At 34.7% G+C, this 13,023-nt stretch carries 10 protein-coding genes; 6 read left to right on the top strand and 4 right to left on the bottom strand.

What is annotated here, in order from left to right; translation table 11 throughout:
- Positions 1–299 precede the first annotated feature (299 nt).
- Positions 300–1,055 (top strand): class I SAM-dependent methyltransferase, encoded by a 756-nt coding sequence (locus AC59HZ_RS30775; protein ID WP_496549508.1) that lies wholly within the window; start codon positions 300–302, stop codon positions 1,053–1,055.
- Between the two features lie 1,469 nt (positions 1,056–2,524).
- Here AC59HZ_RS30775 and AC59HZ_RS30780 read toward each other — a convergent pair.
- Complete coding sequence (locus tag AC59HZ_RS30780; protein WP_496549509.1) at positions 2,525–3,340, bottom strand: FTR1 family iron permease; 816 nt, start codon at positions 3,338–3,340, stop codon at positions 2,525–2,527.
- 689 nt (positions 3,341–4,029) lie between these two features.
- The gene (locus AC59HZ_RS30785; protein WP_496549510.1) at positions 4,030–4,749 is read right to left on the bottom strand and encodes a glucosamine-6-phosphate deaminase; all 720 of its coding nucleotides are present in this window, start codon (positions 4,747–4,749) and stop codon (positions 4,030–4,032) included.
- 1,083 nt (positions 4,750–5,832) lie between these two features.
- On the opposite strand from AC59HZ_RS30785, the gene AC59HZ_RS30790 reads away from it, so the two are divergent.
- Positions 5,833–6,801 (top strand): LacI family DNA-binding transcriptional regulator, encoded by a 969-nt coding sequence (locus tag AC59HZ_RS30790; RefSeq protein ID WP_496549511.1) that lies wholly within the window; start codon positions 5,833–5,835, stop codon positions 6,799–6,801.
- A gap of 89 nt (positions 6,802–6,890) precedes the next feature.
- On the opposite strand, the gene AC59HZ_RS30795 is transcribed toward AC59HZ_RS30790, so the two are convergent.
- On the bottom strand, positions 6,891–7,934 hold the full coding sequence (locus AC59HZ_RS30795) for an aspartate-semialdehyde dehydrogenase (protein WP_496549512.1): 1,044 nt from the start codon (positions 7,932–7,934) through the stop codon (positions 6,891–6,893).
- Positions 7,935–8,042: 108 nt separating this feature from the next.
- Here AC59HZ_RS30795 and AC59HZ_RS30800 point away from each other — a divergent pair, with 108 nt between their 5' ends.
- Together AC59HZ_RS30800 and AC59HZ_RS30805 are read left to right on the top strand one after the other, a co-directional pair.
- Positions 8,043–8,942, top strand: a complete 900-nt coding sequence (locus AC59HZ_RS30800; protein WP_496549513.1) for a LysR family transcriptional regulator — start codon at positions 8,043–8,045, stop codon at positions 8,940–8,942.
- Between the two features lie 311 nt (positions 8,943–9,253).
- Complete coding sequence (locus tag AC59HZ_RS30805; RefSeq protein WP_496549514.1) at positions 9,254–9,949, top strand: YjjG family noncanonical pyrimidine nucleotidase; 696 nt, start codon at positions 9,254–9,256, stop codon at positions 9,947–9,949.
- Between the two features lie 354 nt (positions 9,950–10,303).
- Here the strand turns inward: AC59HZ_RS30805 and AC59HZ_RS30810 are convergent, their stop codons facing one another.
- Positions 10,304–10,717, bottom strand: coding sequence for a hypothetical protein (locus tag AC59HZ_RS30810; RefSeq protein ID WP_496549515.1), 414 nt, complete (start codon positions 10,715–10,717; stop codon positions 10,304–10,306).
- A 611-nt stretch (positions 10,718–11,328) separates the two neighbouring features.
- Between AC59HZ_RS30810 and AC59HZ_RS30815 the strand changes: the two genes are divergently transcribed.
- The gene (locus AC59HZ_RS30815; protein ID WP_496549516.1) at positions 11,329–11,844 is read left to right on the top strand and encodes a MerR family transcriptional regulator; all 516 of its coding nucleotides are present in this window, start codon (positions 11,329–11,331) and stop codon (positions 11,842–11,844) included.
- Between the two features lie 2 nt (positions 11,845–11,846).
- On the top strand, positions 11,847–12,788 hold the full coding sequence (locus AC59HZ_RS30820) for an SRPBCC family protein (protein ID WP_496549517.1): 942 nt from the start codon (positions 11,847–11,849) through the stop codon (positions 12,786–12,788).
- Positions 12,789–13,023 lie beyond the last annotated feature (235 nt).

Here is a 13,023-nt window from a genome sequence, read left to right on the forward strand (position 1 = left end):
TAGTAAATAAACTACTATGAAAATCTAAGAAAAACGAAGAAATCGTGAGATTTTCCTTTCTTTATTGAGGGAGTTTATTTGAACAATCGTCATTGGCATTTTTTCAACAATTGGCCATTTTGTGTAATAAAATAATAAAAAGAAAGTTGGATTTATTGTTAAAATGTGGATAATATTGAGGTGAGCTCTATTAAACTGGCAGTTAGTTAAAGAAGGAATTCGTAATAATTAAGAAGAAATATTAAAAATAAATTTTTATATTTCAGTGCAATTAGGAAATAAAAGGAGAAGGTGGTTTTATGAAATCAACAGATAAATTCACAGACAAAGCTGAGGTATATGCAAAATATCGTCCCAGCTACCCCCTTGAATATATTGAATATTTAATTTCTGAAGCTGGCATAAATGAGGATTGTATGATTGCAGATATTGGCTCGGGGACAGGAATTTTAAGCAGGCAGCTTCTTGAAAGGGGATTTACTGTTATCGGAGTGGAACCAAATGATAATATGAGAACAGTAGCGGAACAAACTTTAAAGCCTAATTCCCGGTTTATTTCGGTTAGGGCCACGGCTGAAAACACAACTATAAAAGATAATAGTCTAGATTTAGTAACAGTAGCACAGGCATTTCACTGGTTCGACCTGGATCCATTCAGATTGGAATGTCAACGGATTTTGAAACAGGATGCGAAAGTGGCCCTTGTTTGGAATAGCCGGGATGGGTCAAGCGATATAAATAAGGAAAGTGCTGATATTTGTAAAAAGTACTGTCTAAATTTTAAAGGTTTTAGCGGAGGTATGGAGGAAACCCCGATTGCATTTCAGCAATTTTTTAAAGATGGAGAGTCTGATGTTAAGTATTTTCGCAATGACTTGCAATTTAATTTAATTGGATTTTTGGGCAGGTACTTATCAGCTTCTTATTCCCCAAAAAAGACCGACAAGGAGTATAATCCCTTCATTATTGCATTATCGAATTTATTTGAAAAATATAGCAGCAAAGGGAAAATAGTTATTCCAAATATTACAAGAAGCTATTTGGGTAAAGTGTAATTGTTTAAATGCTGATTGTATAGAAGAATATAATAATAACAACAATCGTAATGAGAAATGCGATTGCTGCTAAAGTATAATGTTTATTATTTCATTTCCCTTTTTCAAAAACTTACGAGCTCATTAGTAAATAAATAAGGAGCTATTTTTGAAGCACTTTTTGAATTTTCTTAATATCCCGCAAACAGGCACTTTTCTTTAGTAAGAAGGTGTCTTTTTGATTTGCCCCTTCACATTAAGTGATTAGATTTTGTTAAGGTAAAATATGATTGATTGTGGAGATTTTCACTCAAGCTATCCTTTATTTTAAGTGAAAGATGAAATTCAGGTAATTATCGCTACGACGATCTTTTTTCTTATTGAGCTAACGGGGCAGTATAGTTGAAAAAACTATTTTTTAAAATAAACGTATGACTCTCACGTTTAGGAGCTAGTCCACATAACATACCTATGAAAGATTCAGTTGATCTTTCAGAATGATATTTTTTATCAGTAGGAGGTGTTATTAGTGGAATTCTTTTCACAAAAAAATATTCAAGATGCAGTACAACTAGCTAATACTCTTGGTTTAAGTGATTTTATGTTTCAAAATCATACTTCGGGTCGTAGAAGAACAGATAGTAGAAGAACAGATAATCGAAGAACAGATAGTAGAAGAACTGATCGTCGAAGAAATAACACGTGGAACTGGTTTTTTAAGAACGTTTTCTTATTCAGCTAACGGGTGCAAGAGTTAATGATTGGGACTGCTGCGGCAATCCCTTTTTCTTGTTGTACTACAATGAAAATAAGTTCCCTCTAGGCTCGAAAAAAGGCAATACTTAAGAAGACCCTGCCTGATCGTCAAAAAAAACAGGAGGGCGTGACTGGATTAAGGACAGTATCAGTATTGACAGATCCTATCCATTATCATTCTCTGTGGTGCAGCTTTGCTGCATGGATGACTAACGTGGCAATTTAGTTAAAGAACAGCAGATGATCAAACAAAATTTATAATAATTTGGTCGCTCTAGAAAAATAATGAGTATTTACGAAAAAAACAACTATCATTTTAGACAGTTGCATGTGAATAACCAAAAAGATTAAGCCCTTAATTTGTAAATTCAGCACTTGTCCAATTCAAAATCATTATTTGGACATATATTAAAATTACCTCCCATATCCAGCATTAGGTAATACCTCTACGGACGAGACGTTTGCTTCATTGCAGACGTTTCTTTACATTTTCAGGACAATCGACGATTTTTTAGACATAATGATAGAAAAACATGGGTTGGCACGGCTACGGTGGCGGCTTTTACGGAGGCAGTACCTTTGTTTAAGAGTGGGGGTCACTTCATTTCCCACTCTTTTCATTTTCTATTTATCCTTAATTCAATTAATAGGCGTGTTTATTTTTTATGAAATAACTTCCTAGTGATAAACAAACTTAGTAAATTTGGGTGTTAAGTGTGATCGTTTTAAGTAATTTAAATTGTGTAATTACCCTTTTTAGATTTACGAAATTGTCTTAAGCTAAAGACTATGGTTAAATATCCAAAATAGCAAATTAGTTGTAAGCTCGTTGGGCTATCGGTATATCCGATGAATGAGTGTAGCAAATCCCCAAGTTCACTTTTTTCACTCAATATGGATGCTGTAGTCCATAACGGTTCATTGCCGAATGGCAGCCATCCCAGTTCTTGAAAAATCTCGATTCCATTTACCAACAAACTAGAGCCCAAAAACATAAACAAAATAGAAATTATGCTATTAAACTTTTTTAAGTTAATAGTTTTCTCCAATCTATAAAAAATATAGCCTGCACTAATTCCGCTAATTACTCCTAAAACTGCCCCTAAAACATTTATAATAGGCTTCGAAATTAAGGCAATTGGTAACGTAAACACTATAATTTCCAATCCCTCCCTACCTATTGTTAAAAAGACAAAGAAGTAAACTGCAAACATGGAATTCTTATCGAGAGTAGATTCCATTTTGGAATTCAATTCACTTTTCAAATTTTCGTGGTTTTTTATCCATAATGTCATGTACGTCAACACACCACATGCTAGCAAATAGGATATAGCTTCAATAATATTTTGCAAGTCAGAATGAAGTTTATTTGCAATGGTTAAATAAATCAAGGAACCTCCAACGAGCGATACGAAAAAGCCACTTAATATACCTAACCAAATATATTTGAAATGCTCCTTTCGTCCTACCATACTTAGATAGCCAAACATAATAGAACAGACCAGAGCGGCTTCTAAAGATTCACGAAAGAATATCAGAAAGAATACCATTTGTTATTTATCACCACATTTTTGAATAATTTCAATATTATATTTGGATAAGCATGGATTTGATTGTATGTTCGTCCACGCATATCAAAATAAAATTTGGATATGAACTATACTTAATTCAACCAACGGGTGCTTATGTTTAAGAGGACACTATTGCAGTAAGTTAAGATTTTATTAAGAATAATGAGCTATTATTAAGACATACTTTTCAAGACCCCCTTTTATATAATTACTGGATGCCCTCGAGGATTGTTTCCGAACAGTCTAGAGGGCTATTTTTTTAGAGAAACAATTAATAGGCGGCTTTTATATTTGTTTAAATTAACAGGTGGAAGAAAGAGGATCAGGGTGGCTTCAGCTGCTTTTTTTGTTCTACTAACGGAGCAGTTTAGTACGTTTAATAACGTTATAATAAAGCCTGTTTTTGAAAAAATCTTTGATCAAAATAGCTCTTAATATATTTGGTGAGAGGGGTTTTTATAAAAAAGTATGATCATTTTCTGTTTATGTTGTTCAACTATCTGGCCCGATTGTTGAATAAAAGCTAATGACGATTGTTCTATCAAACATTTTTATAAACCAACACAATGGGTTTGACTTTGTAGTTAATTTTCTATTGCCATTTTTGTTCCATTAGGGGGGATTGGTCCAAAAGGAGACTAACCTTTCCCCCCCTATAATTTCCTACATTATCTTATTGTTGAAGCTGCATCCTTATCTAAAATGACTGTTAAGTTAGGATGCATTTGTAAAATAGATGCTGGAACATTTGCATCTACTGGCCCAAACAAAGCTTTTTGAATAATATCTGCTTTATGTTCGCCATTTGCAATTAATATGATATGACGAGCATGCATGACACTTTTTGGCCCCAAAGTGACATAAAAATCAGGAACCTTATTCATATCGCCACCAACTTCGCCACGGATAATTTCCGGCATGTCTTCTGTTACATCTGTTGCAACTGCCGAAGTGATGTCGTTAAAAGTAGTCGTCCCTGGCAAATTACCGCAATAATGCCCATCAGCACCAATACCGATGATAATCATGTCTAATCCGCCATCTTGAGCAAGTCGCTCATCATGTGTTTGATAATTCGTTTCGTCTAATACATGAATGCGATCATTTGCAATTCCAGCCTGATCAAAGTACATGTTATTCAAGTTGCGCATTGTAACTCCAAATCCAGATTCCCCTTTGAATGGAATTTCATCAAAGTTATAATAGTGTACGTTATCAAAATGCGTTTTCTCTTTAACATGTGGTATTAATAATTCATACATTCGTTTTGGGGTGCTGCCAGCTGTAATTGCTAGATTTACTCGACTTGGTTGGTACATATAACCCAATACATGATGTGCTGCGAGTTGGCTCATTTCGTTATAATCTTTTCCTACAAAAATTTTCATTTTTATCACTCCTGAAATTTTTTTATTGTTTATTTACAACAATTGTCAAAAGTTGTTCTTGTTCAAAAATGGGATGTAGAGCCCCTTCAGAGAAAATTCTCTGGGGATCTTTTTTCAAAATGTACCATTGATATATTCCTCCTAACACTCATTCCTTACACCAGTAAAGCCATAAATGTTTCTTTTGTATTTATTTTTCCTTCTTTAACTGGTGAGATAGATTGATAGCAATCTGGATTTGTAATGATAACTGGCGTGATGTAATGATTTTAGTATTCCCACATCACCTCCATCAGGTAATTTTCTTTTAATCAATTAAAAAAACCTAAATTACAGCCAATGTAAGAGCTCATAGTTGCCCTACACTGTCAATAATTTAGGTTTTGCCTGCTTAACCAGTAACAATCCTAATGAAATTTATATTCATTTCTTATTGCATCATGTAAATTCCCACAATAATGACCATCTGATCCAATTCCTAAGAGAATTAAATCTAACCCTCCTTTTTTTAGGCGTTTATCATTGCTTTCATAATTTGTCGAATCTAATTTATTGATGTTTTTTAACTGAATTTCTGCGGGAATAAACCTTCTTTAGATTACTCATAGTAAAACTCCATCTCTATCCTCACCTGCAAATGGAATTTTATCAAATAAGATTTATCTTTGCCGAATGGTATTAATTTCTGATACATATTTAGTAGTGTACGACCTCCCGTAATCGCGATACATATAACCTAATAACTGTTGAGAGGCAATAATACTCATTTCATCATATATTTCTACAATGATCTATTTCATAGTCTCTTCTCTTTAATTAATTACTTGAGTGATAATAATGCATTACCCTTTAAAAAGGATTTTTTTTTAAAAAGAACAAAAAATAGATACGTACCTTCTGTTGTACGATCTCATCTTGCCTTTTTACTATATTTTGTGTAATGCATTACATGTCAAGGTATTTTTTAAAATTTATTTACAGACAAGAAAATCATAAGACCAAAGGTTCACATGTTTTATCAAAAAGGAGCCTGAAATACTATTTTTCTCTGTACTTAAAGTAAAGTGTAAATGAGGTGAACGAATGACAAATATTCAGGATATCGCTAAAATTGCTGGTGTCTCAACAGCTACAGTCTCCCGTATTATAAACAATCGAGGATATGTTAGCCCCGAAACAAGAGAACGTGTTCAGTCTATTATTGATCAACTAGATTATGTTCCGAACATTAATGCTGTTTCTTTAAAAAAAGGAAAAACTCGTCTAATTGGCATTATTGCACTAATTTATAATGATGAACTTAGCGTTTTTGTACATAGTTTTGCTAATGTCGCACAACAACATGGATATAATATTACTTTGTTTATCACCAATGGTGATAAACAAAAAGAGATTGAAGCCCTTGAAATGCTTCGACGAAAACAACTAGATGCAATTGTATGTGTTGTCAGGGTTAATGATTGGGAAAAAATTGAGAGTTATACAAAATATGGACCTATCATTGCATGGGAGCGAGTAGTACTCGAAAAAGTAAACTCTGTCTTTATGAATCATTATGAAGGATATATGCTAGCGTTAGAGCATTTATACAAAAAAGGATATCGACGAATTGTTAATATATATGGACGGAGTACTGGCAAAAACACAAAAAGTCGAATAAGAGCATATGAAGACTTTTGTGAAAAATACAATTTTAATCCCCACGAATTTCAAGATTTTTATGATCAACGAAGTATTGAAGATGGTGAAAAAATTGCTTCATGGTGGGTAGAACAAAAAGTAAAACCTGATGCATTTATTTGCACGGCAGATTATTTAGCCTGTGCATTATTGGCAGAAGCTCGACGACTTAACTTAAATGTCCCAAATGATTTTGCCGTAGTAGGTTTTGGTAATATGGATATTGCACATTTCATGGATTTGACCACCGTTCATTATCCAATTGATTTACAAGCTGAGAATGCTTTTATAATCATTTTAAATCGACTAAATAATCATACCAATCCATTACGAAAATTGGAATTTAAACTTATTGAGAGAAAAACAACCTAATAAACAAAGAAAGACTCCATTTTAGTCAACCTTTTTTTCAAAATGGAGTCTTTCTATTGTCTGTATTGTTCCATTTTAACGCGCTGAGACTAAATGATATCTTTTTCGACCATTGTCAATAAAATTTGGACTGAATTCCAAGCAGCTCCTTTTAATAAGTTATCTGATACAATCCATAGGTGGAAACCATATGGATTGTCAGGATCTTTTCGGATCCTTCCAACAAACGTATCTGTTTTTCCTACTGTGTAAATAGGCATTGGATAAAGCTGTTTACTTGGACAATCCTGCAATAAAACGCCTGGAGCGGAAGATAATACATTTCTTATTTCATCAACAGTTGCAATACGTTCTAGTTCAATATAAACGGATTCAGAGTGGCCAGTTACAACCGGCACTCTGACACAAGTGGCAGCCATTTTCAGGTTAGAATCTTCGAATATTTTCTTGGTTTCTTGAATCATTTTTACCTCTTCAAAGGTATAATCGTTTTCTGTAAAAACATCTACTTGCGGCAGTACATTAAAAGCAACTGGATAATGCTTTTTATCCTTTTTTGAAGGCATTATGGAAGCGGTGGCCTCTTCTCCTGCAAGCATTTTCATTGCTTGATCTTTCAATTCATTTATTGCATGTATTCCTGTACCTGATACAGCTTGATATGTCGAGACAATAATTCTTTCTAAACCAAATATTCTTCTAATCGGCTGAAGTGCTGTTACCATTTGTAAAGCAGAACAATTTGGTACTGCAATAATACCCTTATGTTTAATAAGAGTATGTGCATTTACTTCTGGTACAACAAGTGGAACCTCAGTTGACATACGATATTCGCTAGTATTATCAATCACAACTGCGCCACTAGCGACCGCGTAGCTTACAAATTGTCTGGAAACTTCTCCACCTGCACTAAAAAAAGCAATATCAACACCCTCAAAGCTTGTTTGCTTCGCTTCTTGAATTGTGATTTCTCGATCTTTAAACGATATTTTCTTACCAGCAGAACGCTTCGATGAAAGAAGAGTGATTTCCTTTATATCAAATTGAGTTACTTGCTTTAGTAAGTCAATAATTTTTTGACCAACTGCACCTGTAGCACCTACAACAGCGACATGAAAGCTCTTTTTATTCATATATTCTCCTCCAATAAATAATTCTAAGTAGTTGAATCCTTAGTTTTACTTTAATGGATGATTTCTTATTTGGAAAATTGAAAGATATGATATAATCAATCATAAATTATGATACTAAAAAGAGGTTTAGCTATGGAAATGAGACATGTTAAGACTTTCTGTGCTGTTGTTAAATATGGAGGATTCTCAAAAGCAGCTCGTGAATTAGATTATGCACAATCCACTGTAACAACACATATTAAAGCTTTGGAGAACGACTTACAATCTCCTCTTTTTGATCGCTTAGGGAAAAAAATACTTCTCACAAAGGCAGGACATCATTTTCATCCTTATGCGCTAGAATTACTTGCTATTTACGAAAAAGCACAAGAAATACCACAAGATAGTAATTATCCTGAGGGAACACTTACGATTACGGCGAATGAATCATTAGCTGTTTATCGATTGCCAAATATTCTACAAAAATATAAACTTTTAAATCCTAAAGTGAATATTATTCTTGAGACAGCAACAAATGAACAAGCGATAAAGAAGCTCCGAGAAGGAGAAACAGACATAATATTTTTAATTGGAGAGACGATGGAGTACGATGACCTTATAACAACTACCTTGTTTGATGAGAAGTTAGGTTGGATTTTACCGACTGATTTATTTTCCTGTGAGGATCCATTAGATATATTAAAAGATTTTCAGTTTATCTATACAGAGAGAAATTGTGGGTACAGAACAATGGTTGATACATACTTACGAATGAGTGGGCAGATGCCTGACAGAACATTTGAAAGTTCAAGTATCGAAGTTATTAAGCAATCAGTTTTATGCGGGTTAGGCCTTGCTATACTCCCTTATATAGTTGTGGAAGAAAATTGTAAACATAATCAATTAATCTTTAAAGCAATCGAGGGGTCACAACCTATTAAAAGTAATATGATATATCATAAATCTAGATGGATATCGCCAGTATTACAATCTTTCCTTAAACTCCTCCAAAGTCCTTTAACGAAATAAATTAGAGGATAATTATAAGCTATACTATCTTCAAGTGGGCTTTTGTTTAAGGGTTCGCTGTCATTTTGGTGCCTTTTTCTTATTAAACTAAAGGGGCAGGTTAGATGCACAAGGGATCCTACCTATAAAGTATAATATTATGGATATTGTTCTTATTTTAAGCTATTAAAAAAGGTGAATTTCCAAAAGTATATCCCGGTTAAGTATTTGCCTTTATGTAGGACAATCAAGAGAGCTCATCAATGTTATTGTTATGAAAAGAATTGAGATAAGTGTCCAAATTAGGTCGGTACAGATTAATGGAGGAAGTTATGAAATACGAAATCATATTGTTCGATGTGGATGATACATTGTTCGACTTCAGTTTGTCGGAAAAAAAGGCACTACATAAAGCTTTTGTAGAGTTCGGATTGCCTACAGGATTGGCGGAATATGAAGCCAATTATAAAGAGATAAGCAAGGTATTATGGAGAGATTTGGAACAGGGGCTTACCACTTTATCAGAACTGAGAGTAGAGAGATTTAGGAGGTTGTTCCTTACGAAAGAGCTTGAAATCAATGCAGATACGTTTAGCAGTGTGTATCTTGGATATTTGGGCAAGGAAACACATCTTGTACAGGGGGCCGTAAAATTATGTGAAAATCTTGTCAGTTGTCGGCTGGCCGTTATAACAAACGGATTCACGGATGTGCAGACATCAAGAATCGGGGGATCCCCTCTCTGTAATACTTTTGAGCATATTATTATTTCTGAAGAGGCTGGATTCCATAAGCCAGAAAAGGGTATTTTCGATTATGCGTTTTCCAAGCTACAAGTTACAGATAAAGCTAAAGTGTTGATCGTAGGCGACTCTCTGACCTCCGATATTCAGGGCGGGATAAATTACGGGATTGACACCTGCTGGTTCAATCCACATATCAAGGAAAACAATTTAGGAATTAAGCCGACGTATGAAATCCATGAGCTACCGGATCTTATAAAAATTGTACGTAAGATGGAGAGTTAAGAGATTTTAAGCGATTGTGAATGATTGTAAGGGCGGTTATTATATGAGGGACCCTATCATACGCTCATAAAGAAGATTGGATCCCGTCTGTGTAAAAAATAACCTTTATATGGACCCCGTGACAGAGTTCGTGTCATGAACAACAAAGTATCTTACAGAATTAAGAACTATTTAAGATATTATGGGTTACAGATTACTAATTTAATGACAATATACAAAAACGACTGTTATTGTATATTGATTTTTAGTTAGACTAATTACCGTTTTACAGATTGCGATTTTATGTTAACTTAATTGAAAATATAAAAAGAAGAAGGGGATTCTTCATTTAAAATAATTTATTTGACCATTACTTTAAGCGAAACACATAAAGTTTCTTATTTGCGGATAGCTATACCTTACTCTTTGGCTACGCCCTCTTCGCCAGGTATACCCAGATACACTATCAACTCTTATTTCAGTTGGAAAAAACCAAAAATCTCTTCCGAAAGGTCCTGGCATTCTTAATCCTATAAGTCCCCATTTACCTAAACAATTACACATCCATGCCCTTATTTGACCAGATTGTACAGGAGTAACAGAAGTAAATGTTGCTGGTAATGCTGGCATTTGTGATGGTGGTGGCATTGTTGGGGCACCATCAGGTCGATACACGTCATAACCAACATCTGCTGTTTCATCAAATGATTCATAACCATAATTTTGTAAACGATAATTTGGATACTGAGTATAATTCATATATGGATTATACAGTGGCTGATTATACATTCAAAAAATTCCTCCTTTTCTTATATAAGCACCTACGATATAAGTATGTTGTATAGTCATTGTAAGAAGCTTATACACAGCCTAAACTACTACAAATAGGCATACAAATAACTGTGCTTTTCTTATTCCTCAATATCAGCTAATAGAAGATTTGTTCACGAGCGGTTTCTCCATGTGGGGAGAAATAATGGAATTACTTATATCTTGACTGTTATTAACCCAATAGGACAACTTTGTCAATAAATTTCTAATAAAAAAATAAAAAATCAAGTTTAGCTTTGGAAGATTAAGTGCAACAAAGTTCGTTGTGTTTGTTAATTTACCGAGGTGCTAAGCTCAAGAAGGATTGCTGCGGCAGTCTTTTTTTGTTCACTAAAGGGGCAGGTTAATTGAACAATGTCATTAGCTTTTTTCCACAAACGGGCCAGATTGTGGAAGAATCATGAACAGTAAACATACTGGTTAAAGATTGTTTGTGAAAAGTTACACTTAAGCTATCGAGGTAGGATAAAGATTTTCTCATGATTCAAAAAAATTTATTTTCCCTTGACTCTTACGTGACGTAACGGTTTATAGTGAAGATACCGGTAAAAATTCTCGCAAAAAAGGGGGTGGTTATTTTAGTTCCAGGTAAGAAGAAATGGAAGACAGGGGAACTTGCAAAGTTAACCGGTTTAACGATTCGGACCTTGCGGTATTATGACCAAATTGAATTGTTCTCACCATCAGACTATTCAGAATCAGGATATCGCCTATATAACGCCACAGATCTTTCGCGGTTACAGCAAATTCTTAGTCTAAAAGATTTAGGATTAACGCTCGAGGAAATTAAATCGATCCTGGCCGACCATACGTATAACCCTATTGAAGTGGTGACTCTTCAAATAGAACGTTTAAGAGAAAATATAAGAGTTCAACAGAAGCTGTTAAAAGATTTACAAAATGTATCTGAGATTTTGCAAACGAAAGAGACATTGACGGTTCAAGATTTTACAAATTCAATTGGAATGATGAAAAAAAGTCATGAAAATTATTTTTACGGGCGCCAAAAGAATATGGAGCGCCAATTTGATCGACTTGGCGAATTCCTTTCTAATCATCCGTCTCACCAAAAAAGGAGGAAGTGAGAATGAAAAAACACTTTGCAACACACGAAACCTTTGTTATTGAAAAGGTGTATAATTTCACACCTGAAGAGGTATTCGCTGCATGGGCGGACCCTGAGCTTAAAGCAAAATGGTTCACTGAGGCGGAAGAGTTTGATTTTCGAGTGGGTGGACAAGAGATAAATCATGGCGGCCCTCCAGGAGGTCCTGTTTACACATTTAAGGCTCACTATCAGGAGATCATTCCTGAACATCGTATTGTCTATTCTTACACCATGGATCTCGATGAAACGCGGATTTCCGTTTCTGTAGCAACGGTCGAGTTTAAACAAATTGATGAAGGAACACGCCTGATTTTTACCGAGCAAGGCGCATTCCTAGACGGCCATGATACAGCCGCAGTTCGTGAGCACGGGACAAGTATTTTGCTGGATCAGCTTGGTGAACAGTTGAAAAATAATCAAGAGTTAAGAGTATCCACTGGGGTATCGAAGATTATTAACTCTCCTGAGCCAATCTCTGATCGTGAGATTGTCAACACACGTTTCTTCAATGTGCCACGTGAAATCATGTTCAAAGCATTCAGTGACCCGAATCATTTGGAAAAATGGTGGGGACCCGAGGGCTTTACTAATACGTTTCATGAGTTTGATATGCGACCAAACGGTATTTGGCGTTTCATTATGCATGGACCAAATGGTGTAGATTATGAGAATAAATCCATCTTTTCCGAAATAATTGAACCTGAAAAGATTGTTATCCACCATTTGGGGCCAATACATGAATTTTTATTAACCATTACATTTGCTGAGAGAGAAGGCAAAACCGAACTTATATGGCAAATGCTCCACAAATCAGTTAATGAATGCGAAAAAGTGAGAAGTTTCTGTTACGAAGCCAATGAACAAAACTTTGATCGACTTGAGGCGGAACTGACTAAAATGGTTAGCGGATTGCAACACTAATTTAATTTTATTAAAATAGGCGCTAACATAGAAATTTTACTTATTCAGCTAAAGGGCGCTTTTCTTTAGTAAGAAGGCGTCTTTTTGATATGCCCCTACAAATTAAGGGATTAGATTTTGTTAAGATAAAAAGAGATTGTGAAGGTTTTCACTTAAACTAACGGGTGCAAGAGTTAAACAAGAGGTTGCTGCAGCAGCGTCTTTTTTTCTTATTGAACTTACGAAACAAGATAGT

The sequence above is a fragment of the Neobacillus sp. DZ-9 genome, from assembly GCF_059587065.1.